The organism is Hominisplanchenecus sp. (genome assembly GCF_046967715.1).
Classification (GTDB): domain Bacteria; phylum Bacillota; class Clostridia; order Lachnospirales; family Lachnospiraceae; genus Hominisplanchenecus; species Hominisplanchenecus faecis.
In genome coordinates this window covers 1-16,104 of sequence record NZ_JBKVNQ010000060.1, presented here as the reverse complement: position 1 = coordinate 16,104, position 16,104 = coordinate 1, and the positions used below count along the sequence as shown (strand labels likewise).

14 protein-coding genes are annotated in these 16,104 nt (G+C 44.5%); 4 read left to right on the top strand and 10 right to left on the bottom strand.

Translation table 11 applies throughout. The annotated features are described in order from the left end of the window. The first annotated feature begins 130 nt into the window (after nucleotides 1-130). A complete protein-coding gene (locus ACLTL4_RS09125; protein ID WP_412290758.1) occupies nucleotides 131-568 on the top strand; it encodes a transcriptional regulator in 438 nt (145 codons plus the stop codon). After that, nucleotides 495-1,061 carry an IS630 family transposase gene (locus tag ACLTL4_RS09120; protein ID WP_412290759.1) on the top strand — a complete coding sequence of 189 codons (567 nt, stop codon included), beginning with the start codon at nucleotides 495-497 and terminating at the stop codon, nucleotides 1,059-1,061. The genes ACLTL4_RS09125 and ACLTL4_RS09120 overlap by 74 nt, the downstream gene beginning before the upstream one ends. A 202-nt stretch (nucleotides 1,062-1,263) precedes the next feature. On the opposite strand, the gene ACLTL4_RS09115 is transcribed toward ACLTL4_RS09120, so the two are convergent. From ACLTL4_RS09115 to ACLTL4_RS09085, 7 genes are all read right to left on the bottom strand, one after another. After that, entirely contained in the window at nucleotides 1,264-2,091 is an 828-nt protein-coding gene (locus tag ACLTL4_RS09115) for a MerR family transcriptional regulator (RefSeq protein WP_173899049.1), read from the bottom strand. A 35-nt stretch (nucleotides 2,092-2,126) separates the two neighbouring features. Continuing rightward, the gene (locus ACLTL4_RS09110; RefSeq protein ID WP_412291366.1) at nucleotides 2,127-3,521 is read right to left on the bottom strand and encodes an MATE family efflux transporter; all 1,395 of its coding nucleotides are present in this window, start codon (nucleotides 3,519-3,521) and stop codon (nucleotides 2,127-2,129) included. Between the two features lie 160 nt (nucleotides 3,522-3,681). Then, on the bottom strand, nucleotides 3,682-5,106 hold the full coding sequence (locus ACLTL4_RS09105; protein WP_412291365.1) for a right-handed parallel beta-helix repeat-containing protein: 1,425 nt from the start codon (nucleotides 5,104-5,106) through the stop codon (nucleotides 3,682-3,684). Nucleotides 5,107-5,215: 109 nt separating this feature from the next. After that, the gene (fliB, locus tag ACLTL4_RS09100; RefSeq protein WP_412291364.1) at nucleotides 5,216-6,364 is read right to left on the bottom strand and encodes a flagellin lysine-N-methylase; all 1,149 of its coding nucleotides are present in this window, start codon (nucleotides 6,362-6,364) and stop codon (nucleotides 5,216-5,218) included. 99 nt (nucleotides 6,365-6,463) lie between these two features. Then, complete coding sequence (locus ACLTL4_RS09095; RefSeq protein ID WP_412291363.1) at nucleotides 6,464-7,378, bottom strand: alpha/beta fold hydrolase; 915 nt, start codon at nucleotides 7,376-7,378, stop codon at nucleotides 6,464-6,466. Between the two features lie 99 nt (nucleotides 7,379-7,477). Beyond that, nucleotides 7,478-8,458: a LacI family DNA-binding transcriptional regulator gene (locus ACLTL4_RS09090; RefSeq protein WP_412291362.1), complete on the bottom strand. Its 981-nt coding sequence runs from the start codon at nucleotides 8,456-8,458 to the stop codon at nucleotides 7,478-7,480. Between the two features lie 51 nt (nucleotides 8,459-8,509). Beyond that, the gene (locus tag ACLTL4_RS09085; RefSeq protein ID WP_412291361.1) at nucleotides 8,510-9,229 is read right to left on the bottom strand and encodes a YoaK family protein; all 720 of its coding nucleotides are present in this window, start codon (nucleotides 9,227-9,229) and stop codon (nucleotides 8,510-8,512) included. A gap of 229 nt (nucleotides 9,230-9,458) precedes the next feature. Between ACLTL4_RS09085 and ACLTL4_RS09080 the strand changes: the two genes are divergently transcribed. Next, entirely contained in the window at nucleotides 9,459-10,169 is a 711-nt protein-coding gene (locus ACLTL4_RS09080) for a phosphatase (RefSeq protein ID WP_412291360.1), read from the top strand. Nucleotides 10,170-10,215: 46 nt separating this feature from the next. Here the strand turns inward: ACLTL4_RS09080 and ACLTL4_RS09075 are convergent, their stop codons facing one another. After that, nucleotides 10,216-11,466, bottom strand: a complete 1,251-nt coding sequence (locus ACLTL4_RS09075; RefSeq protein WP_412291359.1) for an Ig-like domain-containing protein — start codon at nucleotides 11,464-11,466, stop codon at nucleotides 10,216-10,218. Nucleotides 11,467-11,668: 202 nt separating this feature from the next. Further along, nucleotides 11,669-12,769, bottom strand: a complete 1,101-nt coding sequence (locus ACLTL4_RS09070; RefSeq protein WP_022118492.1) for a glycerol dehydrogenase — start codon at nucleotides 12,767-12,769, stop codon at nucleotides 11,669-11,671. Nucleotides 12,770-13,081: 312 nt separating this feature from the next. Between ACLTL4_RS09070 and ACLTL4_RS09065 the strand changes: the two genes are divergently transcribed. Further along, nucleotides 13,082-14,467, top strand: coding sequence for an alanine/glycine:cation symporter family protein (locus ACLTL4_RS09065; protein WP_412291358.1), 1,386 nt, complete (start codon nucleotides 13,082-13,084; stop codon nucleotides 14,465-14,467). Nucleotides 14,468-14,554: 87 nt separating this feature from the next. Here ACLTL4_RS09065 and tnpC read toward each other — a convergent pair whose 3' ends face one another. Next, nucleotides 14,555-16,102, bottom strand: a complete 1,548-nt coding sequence (tnpC, locus tag ACLTL4_RS09060) for an IS66 family transposase (RefSeq protein WP_412320446.1) — start codon at nucleotides 16,100-16,102, stop codon at nucleotides 14,555-14,557. Nucleotides 16,103-16,104: the final 2 nt, after the last annotated feature.

Below are 16,104 nucleotides of genomic sequence, written 5' to 3'. Positions count from 1 at the left end.
TTATAATTCGTGATATTTGACGTGTTCATAATAATACCTCCATAGGTATATTTAACCATATTATAGCAATCCTCTTAAATAATGCAATCTCTTTACAGGAGTGATAAAATATAGTGTAGGAGATGATAGTATGCTACACAATGAAGCTAGAAAACTGGTATTGGAGGCTTGGGATAAAACTCACAATGCCAAGGAAATTGCAAAGTATTTTTCAGTAAATGAAAGTACCATATACCGCCTTGTAGAAGCACGCGCACACACTGGAAGTTATGAAACCAGAACGCATCTGAGAGGACGGAAACCAATTCTTACAGAAAAGCAGCACCAGGATATTCTGAAACTTGTACAAAAACAACCGGATATCACAATGAATGAGATTATCGAAATCCTCCATTTACCAGTAGGCAACGAAGCCGTCAGACGTTTTCTGATAAAACAAGGTTATACTTATAAGAAAAAGTCTTTGCATGCAAAAGAACAGGAGCGTCCCCGATGTGCAGATAAAACGCAAAACATGGACAAAAAATATAGCTGGTGCAAATCCAGAACATCAAATATATCTGGATGAAAGCGGTATTAATACAAATTTCACAAGACACTATGCACATGCAGTACATGGGAAACGTGCCATTGACGCTACCCCAATAAATACGCCTGCCGGAACAACCGTTTTGTCATCTATTCGTCTGAATGGCAGTCTGGTATATACTACATATCAAGGTGGAACAACTGCAGAGCGATTTTGTGAATATATGAAAGAACAATTGATACCGAGCCTTGAAAAAGACGATGTTGTAATCATGGATAATATGCGTTCTCATCATGCCAAAATAGTGACAAAACTTTTGGATAAAGCTGGTATTTCCTATATGTATTTGCCACCATACAGTCCGGATTTAAACCCTATTGAAAAAATGTGGTCAAAAATGAAATCCATTCTCAGAAAGAGGAAAATCCGTATTGCATCTGAACTACCTGAAGCTGTAAAAGCGGCTTTAGGAGCTGTAAGCACAAATGATTGTAAAGGGTGGTTTCGTTCATGTGGCATTTGCACTAATTAAGAGGATTACTATAAGCAATATATTTAGTTACTTATAAATTCCTCCTTTCCAGCTATTTAGAAAATTTTCTAATTACTTTATATATATCACTCTGTTTTCCCGTTGTCAATCACTATTTAGATTTTTTTCTAAATAGTTTTTTAGGAACAAGCCATAAACCATGCTGCACGTTCACAGGCGTAATTTTGCGGCTTGATTTTTTCTAATTTTCACATACCGGAATCAGAATTTCGGTCACAAATTTTCCGGTGTCATTTGTGATCCCATAGTCGATGAGGGTGATCTCTCTGGAGAATCCTGCGATTTTGAGCTGATGTTCTTTGATATAGGAGAGAAGTTTCCGATAATATTTTTCTGCCTCCTGATGTCCGCCGCAAAAGCGGATCGATACGCTCAGGGTATCCGGCAGCTGCTCGACTTCACCCTGATAGTTTTCTTCGTCATCCAGTACCAGAAATACCCGGTCATAAGCATCCAGTTGACCGTTTTCCAGCTTTTCTTCGGATATGCCAACACCCACTTTTCCAAGGAAGGTCAGAGAATCCGGCTGGTCTTTTTCCAGACGGCGGATCGCATATTCCAGATCCAGATGCGAATGGATCTTCAGGCTGTCCCGGATCCAGACGATCCGGCAGGCTTTGGTCTGCTGCATGCGGATCTCATCCAGCTTCGATGAGGCCGCATCCTGGATCTGATGGATTCTGTGGTCGATTTTCCGTTCTATGACCTCCAGCTGACGCTTCTTTTCCCGAATCATCTCTTTTTGATTTTGCAGTTTTTCTTCGATCACCTGAATGTCGCGGTTGGCGAGGAAATCTGCAATCTGCTCCAGCGGCATATCGAGCACCCGCAGATAGCGGATCGTATTGAGCACCTCAAACTGGCGGATACCATAGTAACGGTAACTGCTTTTTTCCTCGATAAACTCCGGGACGACAATCCCAATCCGCTCATAATGACGAAGCGTCCCGGTGCTGATATGGAACATTTTTGCCACATCTCCAATGCGAAATAATTTTTCTTCTTCCATGCTTATCCTGCTTTCTGCCATTCATAAACAACATGTTATCTTACATCTGATCTATGCTTTTTTGAAACTCTCACTGTGCTATCTGCTGTCTGCACATTCTGCAATCTTTTATGCTGTTTTAGCCAGACGAATGCCGCCACGCAGATCAGTGCTGAGAGCAAAGAACCGCAGGCAGTCGCGATCCCCATCGGGAAAAGGGTCTGTGGGAACCATTTTGAGGTCAGGTAAGCTCCCGGGATTCGCACGCACAGGATCGCAACGATGTTGTGGAAAAAGGAAATCCCGGATTTTCCGTAAGCACAGAAGTAACCGCTGAAGCAGAAATGGATCCCAGCAAAAAAGCAGTCAAAAATATAACCGCGTATGTACTGGCTTCCAAATGCGATCACAGTCTGATCGGATGTAAACAGTCCAACGACCGGTGATGCGATAAACTGAATCAGAATTGCGATAAAAATACCGAATCCACCGGCGATCAGCAGGGCGTAGCGAAGCGTCTCTCTGGCACGGTCGTGCTTTCCGGCACCGATATTCTGTGCCGCCAGTGCCGACACGGAGGAAAGCATCGAGGATGGCACAAGAAACAGAAAACCTATGATCTTTTCCACAATACCGACGGCTGCCGCCTGGTTTAATCCACGACGGTTGGCGATGATCGTGATGACCAGAAAGGCAACCTGGATAAATCCATCCTGAAGTGCGATTGGGACACCGATGTGCAAAATCTGTCCCATAACTTGCTTTTTCGGTCGAAAATCCGGCTTTTTCAGAGCAATCCCCATTTTCTGTCTGCGAATCATAAAGAGCGAGATCACAACACTTACCACCTGGGAAAGTGTTGTTCCAAGTGCTGCTCCGGCTGCTCCCATATGAAAAGCTCCCATAAACAGATAATCAAGTACAATATTGATCACGCAGGCGATGGCGATAAAGTACATCGGACTTTTTGAATCACCGAGCCCGCGAAAAATCGAACTGATCACATTGTAAGCGATGATAAACGGAATGCCGACAAAACAGATCGTAAGGTAGATCCTGGTACCTGCCACGGCTTCCTGTGGCGTGGACATAACCTGAAGGATCGGATTGACCAGAAGCAGAAGGATGGCAAGCATGCCTGCCGCCACCATAGCAAACAGTGTGACCGTATTTCCGATGGCATTTGCCGCCCTCCTCTTGTCGTTTGCTCCGATCGCCTGACCGATGCTGACGGTCGTTCCCATCGCAAGTCCCACGATCATAACCGTGAGCATGTGCATGACCTGGCTGCCGATTGAGACAGCGGTCGTGCCCGCCACCCCTTCAAACTGACCGATGATAAAAAGATCCGCCATTCCGTAAAGTGTCTGTAAAAAGTACGATAATAAATAAGGCAGTGAAAAGTACACGATGTTCTTTAAGACACTGCCCGAGGTAAGATTTTTTTCCATAAGGCTATCTAAAGCTCCTTTCCATTTGATGCTTTATGATAAAAAGACAGAGCCGCCGTGACAATGATAACGTCACATGCTCTGTCTTTCTTCTTTCAGCACTTTAGAAAAGTGCTGTCATTTTCTTTCTGTATGCCTGCCAAAAACCTTATTCGCTTTCTCAGGATTTTCTCTTGATTGTCTGCTGTTTCTTGGCAAATCCTTTAAATTTATTTCCGGATGCACTTCCTGCTTTCTTTCCGATCAGTTCGATTCCACGATACAGTTTCTTATTCTTGTTTTTGGAAGTGTTGATGATCGTATTTCCATTGATCCTGCTGCCCTTGCTGGAAATAACGCGGACTACTGTTCCTCCTGATTTACCGCTTGCTTTTTTTGGCACCTGCATATTGATCACGTTATTGTTTACGCGGATTTTTCCGGTTCCATTTAACCAGATGCCGTAGGAAGCATTCTTCAGGGTGATCTCATTGCCATAAACCTGCACACCGTATACACGGTAATCACCTTTCGGAATATTGCCTTTTTTCTTTGAACGATACTCACCAAGAAGCTGGATGCCGTAGTTTACGTTTTTATATTTCTTGTCTGTGATCTCGATCTTGTTATTTGCAATCACGGATTTGCTGGAAATCTTCGGTGTCTTACTCTTGTTTCCTTTTTCTGACGGATACAGTGTGATCGCCATGTCACGGAAAATAATACCGGAAGCACAGTCTGTGATTTCGTTATTTTTGATGCTGCTGTTGATATAGTTTGTCGCAATGATCGCATAACCCGGAATGTTGATAAATTTATTGTTTTCGATCCTGATGTTGCTGTGATAACATCCTACGATCGCCGCATGGGTTCCGACGCCACGCTGTACGTTTTTAAATGTACAGTTCGTGATCGTGATATTGCGGTTTGGTGTCTCATCGTATTTGCCGTAAGATGCAAAATGGTCTTTCTGCAGTGTCTCAATCTGGATCGCTTCGTTGTTGCTGTCTGCTTTTCCATGATAATCTGAGAATACGCAGTTGTTGATCGTTACATTCTGAGCTGCCGCAAACTCGATACTGTGAGAACTGTAGGTATTTGTCAGTGTCATGTTTTCGATCGTTACATCGCTTGCATGTGCAAATCGCAGAAGCGTTGATTTATAACCATGCTGTGCACCCTGGCCGTCAATGGTACCGCCATGGAACGTAATATTTTTAAAACCGGTGTAACCCGAAATTTTCTTTACATCTTCGCTACGTCCAAAACGGAACATGGATGAACCGGATGTACGGATCAGGGTTACGCCTTCCATATCAATATAGGTGTTGCTGTATACATTAAAGCAGCTGCCGGCTTTGTAAGTACCTGCCGGGATTTTGATACGGTAGATCGTGTTTTTGTCTTCACTGTCGCGAGCTACATCCAATGCCTTCTGAAATGCTTTCTCAAAGTCATATTTGCTGTCCAGTTCTACATCCTGATAGGATGCAGCATGAACTTCCAGTGCCGGAAAGAGCGGCATCTGTGGCTGTGCACCCACAAAGGTAAGAGATGCTGCAAATGCGGCTCCAAAAAGCATTGCCTTTAAATTACGTGATTTCATTTTTTCAATTCCTCCTCTGTCACTCTGTATTTCTGCACAAAAATTCATCGATATTTCTGTACTTTTTATGTGTTTTAAATTATAAATCTTCCTGATAAAGAAATCAACCTTATTTGCCGACAATTAATGATAAATATCCCCACTCCCATACCAGTTCATCAAAACTGTTTTCCAGATATTCATAAATATCGTCTTCTTCGTATCCTGTCATCCGTGTGATCAGCACCAGATAATCCCGCAGTGTTTCGTATGCAAGATCCCGGCATCCGTCCTGCATCCATTTCAGGAAGAGACTGTGCCGGATCATAGTATATTCCATTGCGATCCACTGCATCTGAATGACCATGCTCTCCAAATCACCGTCCGGCATCAGAAGATCCGAAAACAGTTCATTTTCCATAAAAACAGCCAGGAGTTTTCGGTATTTTTCCCATTGCTTTGCAAACTCCTGTCCTTTCTGCTCCATTTCATCGGCATCATACGTTTCGGAAAGCTGCTCTGCCAGAGGCAGGATCTGCGTCAGATAATCCTGATACAGACCTTCTTTCTGATAATTGACAGCCAGATCCTGCAAAAGCTCATTGCATTCATCCATGGTATCCAGAAACGGCAGATCAATCGCAAGGATCGCCGTTTTCAGTTCTTTCACGGCTTCTCTGGAGAAATAGTTCTCGATCCTTTCTTCTGACAGCGTATCTTCCTGCTCTGCCTGATATAATTCCAGCAGAATATAAAAATTCTCCAGCAGCGTTTCTTCGATGCTCTGTTCTTTGTTTCGGAACATTTCCATCATCTTTTCACGGATCATTGTCCGCAGATTTCTGCCGTTTTCCGGCACCTCCGGAAAAACCACGTTCTCTTCCTCTGCCCAGAGATCGATCACCGCCGGGCAGCATGGCATCAGAACTTCTTCTTCATGCGTTTCAAATCTGTGCACTTCTCTTGGGAAAACGGTACAAGTTTCCGACAGAACCGAATCCCCATAAGCCGATACCAGTCTGCAGAGTCGGTTTTCAGAAAGAAACGGACATTTATGCTCTTCATCCAGTCGGATCACTCTGCCTCCGTCCTTTTTGGTTGTATAGGCACTGAGATTTTTCCGCTGCACCTTCACTTCCTGCGGCGGATATTTCTTTTTCCATTTTCGGTTGGTCTCGTTGTCCACTGCAATCTTCCACTCCTGACAGCAGGTGAAAGTACACTTGTCTGCAATGCAGGTGAATCTATCATAATAATTCGGTTTTATGCGTTCCATCATTTCTCGCTTTCTATTATTCCACTTGGCGATTGAATCCGCCACTGATACAAGCTTGTTGCTCGCCGCCTGCAAAAGCAGGCGTCATCTCACATCTGATATTTAAATATGTTTCAAAATCCAGTTTTTTACATCCAGGTAAACATTCTCTCTGTCCAGTTCATTGAGGATCTCGTGCCGGTCATCCTCATATAACTTCAGTTCCAGATCACGGATTCCACATTTTCGGTATTCTTCAAATACTTTTTCCACACCTTTTCCGTAATTGCCCACCGGATCTTCCTCGCCGGCGATCATATAGACTGGCAGATTTTTCGGTATTTTCTCGATATTTTCCTTCTTCTGGATAAATCCAAGGACATCAAACAGCGTCTGATAGCCATTGACCGTAAACAGAAATGTGCAGTATTTATCCCGGTTATAGGCATCCACCATTTCCGTATTTTTTGTCAGCCAGTCGTTTGCTGTCCGCTTATATGCGATGCGTTTGTTGTAACTGCCAAAGGCCAGCTTCTGCAAAAACTTCGAGCGGTGACGTTCTCCTTTTACTTTACTGATCACACCCGCACAGAGTTTTCCGGCCGTCAAAACTGCCCCCGGCGTGTAACCGGTCCCGCAGATAATTGCCCCGGTCAGTTCCTCGCCATAGGTCATCAGATAGCGTCTCGCCATAAACGATCCCATGCTGTGCCCAAACAGAAAATACGGCACATCCGCTCCATACTGTTCCTTCGCATAACGTGTGACTTCGTGAAGATCTTCGATCACCGCCGCACTTTTTTCTTCACCGAAATATCCGAGATCCTCATCCTTTTCTGCTGTCAGCCCGTGTCCCTTGTGGTCATTCCCGATCACCAGGATTCCTGCCTGATTGAGGTAATTCGCAAAATGACTGTACCTTTTGATATATTCGATCATGCCATGCGAAATCTGCATGATCGCTTTTCTCTCTCCTGATGGTTCCCAGACTGCAATGTGCAGTCTGCTGCTGCCTGATGAAATATATCGTTCCTGCATGAGATTCCTCGCTTTCCTTTTTCGTTTATTATACTGTATTTTGCCTTCTGCAAATCAAAAAAGAACGCTGCGACTGTTTTTGTCTGCTGCGTTCTTTTTTTACCGAAGCGATTCTTTTTTCACAATCTGATAACCCATTTTCAGATGTTTTTTGAGATCATCGCCGGATTCTAAAATTTCAACCAGCATCCTGGCTGCTTCCTGCCCCATCGTTTTGTGGTAGAAATGCACACTGCTGATCGCCGGTGACACCGCACTTCCTATCTCGGTGTCTCCAAACGCCACGATCTGAACCTGCTGCGGAACCTGGATATCATGCTCATGAAAATACCGCAGTGCTCCGACGGCGAGGCTGTCCGTTGCACAGAACAGAGAGTCCACTTCCGGATGTGTTTTCCATATTTTTGCAGCTTTCTCGTAACCGCCCTGCATGCACAATTCCGTTTCATACATACAGGATCTGTCCATCCTGATGCCGGCATCTGCCATTGCATCCAGAAATCCGCTCTTTCGTGCTTTTCCTGCCGCTTTGTCTTTTGCCGGCTCTCCGATATAGGCGATGTGTCTGCCTTTTTTCGTCAGCATTTTTGCAGCATCATATGCCGCATGATAATCATCCTGAAAAACGCAGGAATATTGCCGGATCTCCTGTGCCGTCACCACGATCGGCACTTCGACTTCTTCCATCAGGTGCAGATGTTCTCTGGAAAGCATCGTTCCCATGAAAATGATGCCGTCAACCTGATTTTTTTCGAAAATACGGAGGTATTTCAGCTCCGCCCTGGTGTTATTCCGCGTATCTGCCAGCAAAAGCTGATAACCTTTTACCGAAAGAACCTCACTGATCCCTGACACCATCTGGCTCACCGACCCGGACTCAATCTCCGGAATGATCACACCGACCAGCTTTGTCACTTTGCTTCTTAAATTTCTCGCCTGCTGTGACGGGCGATAGCCGGTCTCTTCTATCACTTTCCGGATTGCTGCCCTTTTTTCTTCGCTTACATATCCATCATTCAGATAGCGGGATACCGTCGCCCTAGAAACACCGGCCAGTTCTGCAATTTCATTGATATTCATAATGCCTCTGCCTCACGTGCGTTCAACCTGAACCTGTCTTACGCCTTTTTCTTAATGTCCATGTGGTTTCTGTCTCATTTTCTCTTCTTCTGCATGCAGATCCTCATTCAGGAAATCAATCAGAACGATCAGAAACGGCAGCAGAGTGATCCAGATTGCCTTCCCGGAATAAATATTGCAGGCAACCGTTCCAAACACCACACCTAATAAGAAACATACCACCATCATGCAATGTTTGCCCCATTTTTCTCGATGTTTTTTATCTTTTTTCCGAAAATGCTGGATTTCTTTTGCCAGTCCCAGACCGACCTGGCGGATATGGTTTGTCGCAAAAGTTGTCGCCATCGGCGTTCCCTCTGCCTGACGAAACGTATTGTACTGCATGGAAGCAATAAAGTTGACCGCAACCTGTGAGATCTGCACCGGTGCGGATTCCGGTACAAGTCCAAGCACCAGAACGGTTGCCATTTCAACTGCGATCAGAAGAGTGTCCCAGCGGATTTTCAGATGATACTTGACTGGGTTCGGCAGCAGTTCTGAGATAAATGCACCTGCCATATACGCAGAAATCGGGAACAGGTAGTAGGCTGCCGTTTCCCATTCTGCCTGACCGATCGCCAGTCCAAGCAGCACCAGATTCCCTGTCTGAGCATTACAGAATACTTTCCCGCGTAACAAAAAGGTATACGCACCAAAAAATCCTGCGATCGCAATCAGGGTATAATACACTCGGTTTCTTTCACATTCCAGATAATTTTCTGTGTTTTCCAATGTTGCTCCTCCTTTGGGGAAGTGTTATAATAAGACGAATAGTTACATTCTATCTTATAAATCGTTTTCTTTCAACCGGAAACTGCGTTATTCTTGATTTTCACATGGTAAGCGTTATAATATCAGATGTCGGAATTGTGCAAAGTACTTCGCAGGCATCCTTTTCAGGAAGCAAAATTCTGAAATCAAAAATCTGAAACAATCTCTGTACAGAAGGGAGTCTTTCTTTATGAAAAAACTAATTGCAGATATGCACATGCACACCCTTGTCAGCGGACATGCATACGGAACGATACGCGAAATGGCTGCCACTGCAGGTGAAAAAAATCTGAAACTGATCGGGATCACAGAACACGCACCCGGCATTCCGGGAACGGTCGATCCTTTTTATTATCTGAATCTCACAGTCATCCCTCGCGTGCTTTCGAATGTACAGATCCTGCACGGATGTGAGATCAATGTTTTAAATGACGGAAAACTGTCTCTGGAACAGAAATATATTGATTTTCTGGATTATGCAATCGTCGGAATCCACAAAGAGTGTTATACTGATGAAGGAAAAGAAAAGAACACCGACAACTTGATCGCATGTATGAAAAATGAGAAAGTACATTTTGTCTCTCACCCGGATGATGATCATACACCACTTGACTATGAACGTCTCGTTTCAGCTGCCAAACAGTACCGGGTCGCTCTGGAAGTCAACAACAGTTCGCTGGTCAAAAAAGACCGCCGTCTGAATTGCTATGAAAATTATCGGAAGATGCTGAAACTCTGTGAGCAGCAGCAAGTTCCGATTATTATAAGCTCCGATGCCCATGATCCGAGCTGGGTAGGACGTTTTGATCTCGCCGTCAAACTTCTGGAAGAACTGCAGTTTGATGAGTCTTTGATCTTAACAAATGATATAGAAAAACTGAGAGCATTTATCGGCGTATAAGCTCTGATTATTTTTTGCCCGCAACAGCGGGCATTTTTTAAGAATGTTACTTTACGGTAATTTTACACGTTTTTTTCAGGCTGCCGGCTTTTATCGTAATCGTCGCTTTTCCCTTTTTCTTTGCTTTTACAACACCTTTTCCATTTACAGATGCAACCTTTTTATCAGAGGATTTATATGTAAGTTTTGCCACATTCTTTGGCGTTGCCTTTGCTTTAATGCTCCATTTTTTGCCTTTTTTCAGGGTTTTCTTTTTCGGTACACCCGTAATCTTTTTTACTTGGACTTTGGCATCCCCGGTCACCTGGATTGTTCTGGACTCTTCGAAAACACCGCATTTTGCTGTAATTTTGGCTGTTCCTGCACTCACACCGGTAACTACACCTTTTTCATCTACAGCTGCCACTTTCGGATTGGAAGAACTCCACTCTACTGTGTCCTCAAAAGAGAGTTTGTGTGTGCGTGACTGATAGAACCCCGAGCCTCTGTAATTTGCATAAAATTTCGCCTGCACCATTTTGGAAGAGGCCAGTTTCTCTTTAAAAGGCTCCATGTATGCCTTTACATCCTGGTTCTGAACCTGGATTTTCTGCACTTTATTCTTTACTGCTTTTGCCTGGCCTTCATCCAGTCCTGTTTCAAAACTGAACTCCCCGGATGTCGTATTTTTGAAATCTGCATCCGGGCAAATGAAGGTTGCAAGTCCAACATAAAGATTGTTCGGATTGATCATCGATGTATAATGGCCTGTCACCCCACCGGTCTGTTTTACCCAGTCCTGCTTTTCACCGTACCACTGATCGATTCCGGTGATCATATCATTGCTGTTATTCCATGCCAGAACTTCTCCCCAGCTCTTCACCCCATTTGGTGATGCCTGTGAAAAACACATCGTTCCATTTGGTCTTTGATGATCCATATACACAGATGCTTCTGCTGCCCGGACTCTTGCGATATATTCCAGATCAGAAGACCATTTGACCGGTACATAATCTGACATCGTAAGCTCTCGGTTGGGATCACGCGGATCCTGAACGCCCTGTTTGCACGCCTCTTTTCGGATCTCATTGATCCGTTTCAATGCCGCATCTGCACTTGCCAGATAGCTGCCTTTCAGTCCAACCAGAACACAGTTTTCATCCACGGAATCCGTCTCTGCAAGCGTATGATCCTGAAGTGTTTCCACTGCCGGCATCTCCGAGATTTCCTGCTGTATCTCCGAAGCAAATGCAGGAACAGCTGCTATTCCTGCCAGTACCGACACACTGAGTACTAATGCGATCCATTTCCTTTTCATCTCTTTCGTACCTCCTTGAGCTTTTTTGTTAAATATCTTTGTGAAACAGTGTACTAAAAACATTTGTTCTCTTTGCAATACCTGATATCTTTATTCGTTCCACAGAAAACAGAAAATTTTGTAAGAAGACCGGTAGGAACATTTTCTATATCCTGCCGGTCTTCTTATAATATCATATTCAACTATGTGATGATCTTATATCTTATTCTTCACCCAGATAATATTTTCCATAAGCATCTGCTGCTTTAATTGCTGCAAATACAGTTTCCGGCGTCACTTCAAAAGGCATATTGTGAAGTGTATCATTTTCCGCACAGGCGGTCTTTGCAACTTCCATCAGCTGCTCATCTGTCACATTGCCGGCACCAAGTTCTGCCAGGGTAACAGGCAGTCCGACTTCGATGCACCACAAAATGATATCTTCCAGTTCTTCTTCCGGAACGTTTTCCAGTACCAGCTGAGTAAGTGTTCCAAATGCAACTTTTTCTCCATGATACATATGGTGGCATTCTTCCAGTACTGTAAATCCATTGTGGATCGCATGTGCTCCCGCAAGTCCGGCACTTTCAAATCCGATACCGGAAAGGAGCGTGTTCGCTTCGATCACTTTTTCGACTGCCGGTGTGCATACACCTGCTTCCAGTGCAATTTTGGCTTTTACGCCTTCTTCCATCAGCGTATCAAAGCAAAGTTTTGCAAGTGCCATCGCTGCTTCCGTTGTCTTTCCGCCTGCACAGGAAGTTGCACCGCTGCGTTTGCATGCTCTCGCCTCGAAGTAAGTTGCAAGTGCATCTCCCATACCGGCTACTGTAAGGCGTACCGGTGATTTTGTGATAATATCGGTGTCCATCAGAACCAGATTCGGATTGGCCGGAAGGAACAGATATTTTTCAAAGATACCTTCTTCTGTATAAACAACGGACAGTGCACTGCACGGTGCATCAGTTGATGCGATCGTCGGGCAGATAAATACCGGTGTGCCTGCATAATATGCAACTGCTTTCGCTGTATCAAAGATCTTGCCTCCGCCGATACCGATCACAAGATCACACTGATTTTCTTTTACAATATTTACCAGACGGTCGATTTCACTGTTGCAACATTCTCCGTTAAAATAATCAAAAACCACTTCACATGTACTTTCTGCAAAGCTGTCTTCGATCATTTTTCCGATTCTCTTATAACCGCCTTTGCTGATCAGAACCAGTGCTTTTTTTCCGCAGTTGGACGCATAAGTTCCGATTTTTTTCATTTCCCCTGCACCCTGTAAATATTTAGACGGGCTGATTAAAATTTTTGCCATTTTTAACACTCCTTTTCTTTTTGTCCTCAAAAGTCGTTATCCGCATCTGGCTTTTGCGTTTGGATTCTTTTGTAATGGAATCTGTCTCTATTATAATAATTGCATTGTACATTTTCAAGCCCAAACTTACTTGAACGCATCTGCCAGATTGCCGTCAATATATCTGCTGAATTTTTATGCTTTTTTTCAAAAAAACAGAAAAATATTTTGGAATTCTTGCTTTTAAGGCTGGTATACGAATTTTTTTCTGTACATATATTCGTAAAAGTGTTAGATTTATAATTATACATTATCTAAGAAAGGATTACTATCATGCTTCAGACAATCGAATCCATCAACAATGCCGTTAATAACTTCATCTGGGGTGTCCCGGCGATGATCTGCATTATCGGTGTCGGGCTTTATCTAAGCCTGCGGACCGGATTTATCCAGATTCGCAAATTCCCTTATGCACTGAAAACCACGCTCGGAAGAATTTTCAAAAAGAAGGAAGCTTCTGACGGCTCCATGACTCCTTTCCAGGCTGTCTGTACGGCCCTCGCCGGAACGGTCGGTACCGGAAATATCGCCGGTGTCGCCGGTGCGATCGCGATCGGCGGTCCGGGTGCCGTGTTCTGGATGTGGATCTCCGCAATCCTTGGAATGTGCACGAAATTCACTGAGGTCACACTTGCCGTTCATTTCCGCGAACGAAATAAAAAGGGTGATTATGTCGGCGGTCCGATGTACTACATCAAAAACGGACTGAGCAAGAAATGGCAGATCCTTGCAATTCTTTATTCCGCCTTCGGTGTACTGACCGTTTTCGGTACCGGAAATGCCACACAGGTAAATACAATCACTACTGCGATCGACACTGCTCTGATCAATTTCAACATCATTCCGGAATCTGCATCCAAAACGCTGAATCTGGTTCTTGGTATTGTGATCATGCTTCTTGTCGGTATGGTTCTGCTTGGCGGTATCAAACGAATCGGAAGTGTCTCCGAAAAACTGGTTCCGTTCATGGCACTGTTGTACATCGTTCTTGCGATCGGTGTGGTTGTACTGAATTTTGAGAGAGTTCCTGCTGTATTCCATGATATCGTTTGCGGAGCTTTTAACCCGGCTGCCGTCACCGGCGGTGTGATCGGAAGTTTCTTCCTCAGCCTGAAAAAAGGTGTATCCCGCGGTATCTTTTCCAATGAAGCAGGTCTTGGTACCGGTTCTATCGCCCATGCCTGTGCTGATACCAGCAAACCGGTAAAACAGGGTATGTTCGGTATTTTCGAAGTATTTGCCGACACGATCGTTATCTGTACTCTGACTGCCCTTGTCATTCTGGTAAGCGGTGTTCCGGTCAACTACGGAGCTGCCGCAGGTGCCGAGCTGACAATCTCCGGATTCACTTCTACCTACGGAAACTGGATATCTGTTTTTACCGCAGTTGCCATGTGCTGTTTTGCTTTCTCCACGATCATCGGCTGGGGACTTTACGGTGCACGCTGTATTGAGTTCCTGTTTTCCGAGAAAGTAGTAAAACCGTTTATGATCGCCTATTCACTGGTAGCTATCATCGGAGCAACGGTCGATCTCGGACTTCTCTGGAGCATCGCCGAGACCTTCAACGGACTTATGGCAATCCCGAACCTGATCGGTATCTTCCTTCTTTCCGGAACTGCCATCGCTCTGACAAAAGAATATTTTGCGAAAAAATAATTTCATAAAAGTAAGTGCAAAATATTGCTACGTTACTCATGAATTACGCTTGCACCAAAATGATAGATGCAAGCGTTTTACTTTATTTTAGTTTTGACAGTTCGCTTTCGCAGTCTCGCTCCATGGAGCAAGTTGTTCCAGCTGTTCATCTGACATTTTATCGTTTGGCCGTTGTGATAAGAGATATGTCAGATATTTATAGGTATTCAGATCATTCGCTTTTGCCATCTCAACTATCGTATACACAATAGCACTAGCGGTGGCTCCTTTAGGACTGGCGCTGAACAGCCAGTTCTTCCGGCCAACAGTGAATGGTCTGATTGCATTCTCACTAAGATTGTTGGATAAACTGCAATGACCGTCTTCCAGATAGGTCATCAGGGTGTCTTTCCGATTTTGGGCATAGTTCACCGCTTTCGCCAAACGGGTTCCCTTGTTTGGGTGCTGTTGATCCAGCCAATTCCAGAATGCATCCAGTATCGGCTTCTCCTTTTCAAGACGGAACTGTTTTCTCTGCTCCGCAGTATGTTTTTTTGCTTTTGAGTATCTCTCACAATCAAACAGCTTGGAGCAGAACTGTACTCCCTGCACCGCCGGAAGGCTGTAATCATACTCTTTCCCTTTCGGTATGGCATCTGTGAAGTAACGTCTCACATGTGCCCAGCAAGAGCAGCGTTTGATATCCGGCAGATTATTATAACCCTGGTATCCATCCGTCTCCAGATATCCGCTGAACCCCTGTAGGAAAGATGCTGCATGGAACTTTGCCCTTGTCTCTGTGTAATGGTAGAGCAGGATCGGCGGAAGTCCATCTTCTCCACTGCGGAAGAGCCACATCCAGGAATCCGTTTCAGGATTACGCTCCGGCTCATTCAGTACCTGAACCCGGGTTTCATCTGCCATCAGATATTTACGCATCCGTAACTGACGGTGAAAATAATCATAAACATGACGGAGATAATTCTCGGCACAGTAAATGATCCAGTTAGCAAGCGTAGCCCGGCTTAATGGGACACCCAGTTGCTTCCAGTCCTCTTCCTGCCGGTTTAACGGCAGACCATTCTGGTACTTCTGGTGCATTGCCCATCCGACAACGGATTCCGATGCATAACTTTCCGGGATCAATGGTTCCTGAACAGGGGCTTTGACAAATGTCTGATCATCCGGATGTTCCTCTGATATGGCACACTCCGGGCATTTATAGGTTTCACGATAGATATTTACTACTTTTCCCTTGGCAGGGGTAAAGCGAAATTCATGGCGGACGAATTCTTTCCCAATACATTCCATCTGCGTCCCGCAGGCTGGACAGTTTCGCTCCTCTTCCGGAAGAGAAATGACCTCATCGCAGGAAGGGACATTTTTAAAAAGATCTGCATGTGTCCGTCTTGCTTTTCTCTTATGTTCTGGAACAGTGATGTCATCAGGAAGTTCCTGTTCCCATGTCGGATCTGCTTCCTGCTCGGCTTCATCAAAAAGATTCAGCTGGCCATCGATATCTTTCCGTTTTTCACTGGAAGTACCAAAAAGTTTCTTCGTGAGATATTCAATCTGCTGACGGAGGTTTTCTTTTTCCAGACGGTCTGCTTCCAATGTTTTTTGTAAAGACTGGATCCGTTCTGTCTGTGCGGATATCG

What these genes read in the sequence shown, in the direction of transcription:
- ACLTL4_RS09125 (WP_412290758.1), top strand. Translation starts at nt 131, where the DNA reads ATGCTACACAATGAAGCTAGAAAACTGGTATTGGAGGCTTGGGATAAA.
- ACLTL4_RS09115 (WP_173899049.1), bottom strand. Translation starts at nt 2,091, where the DNA reads ATGGAAGAAGAAAAATTATTTCGCATTGGAGATGTGGCAAAAATGTTC.
- ACLTL4_RS09110 (WP_412291366.1), bottom strand. Translation starts at nt 3,521, where the DNA reads ATGGAAAAAAATCTTACCTCGGGCAGTGTCTTAAAGAACATCGTGTAC.
- ACLTL4_RS09105 (WP_412291365.1), bottom strand. Translation starts at nt 5,106, where the DNA reads ATGAAATCACGTAATTTAAAGGCAATGCTTTTTGGAGCCGCATTTGCA.
- fliB (WP_412291364.1), bottom strand. Translation starts at nt 6,364, where the DNA reads ATGATGGAACGCATAAAACCGAATTATTATGATAGATTCACCTGCATT.
- ACLTL4_RS09095 (WP_412291363.1), bottom strand. Translation starts at nt 7,378, where the DNA reads ATGCAGGAACGATATATTTCATCAGGCAGCAGCAGACTGCACATTGCA.
- ACLTL4_RS09090 (WP_412291362.1), bottom strand. Translation starts at nt 8,458, where the DNA reads ATGAATATCAATGAAATTGCAGAACTGGCCGGTGTTTCTAGGGCGACG.
- ACLTL4_RS09080 (WP_412291360.1), top strand. Translation starts at nt 9,459, where the DNA reads ATGAAAAAACTAATTGCAGATATGCACATGCACACCCTTGTCAGCGGA.
- ACLTL4_RS09075 (WP_412291359.1), bottom strand. Translation starts at nt 11,466, where the DNA reads ATGAAAAGGAAATGGATCGCATTAGTACTCAGTGTGTCGGTACTGGCA.
- ACLTL4_RS09070 (WP_022118492.1), bottom strand. Translation starts at nt 12,769, where the DNA reads ATGGCAAAAATTTTAATCAGCCCGTCTAAATATTTACAGGGTGCAGGG.
- ACLTL4_RS09065 (WP_412291358.1), top strand. Translation starts at nt 13,082, where the DNA reads ATGCTTCAGACAATCGAATCCATCAACAATGCCGTTAATAACTTCATC.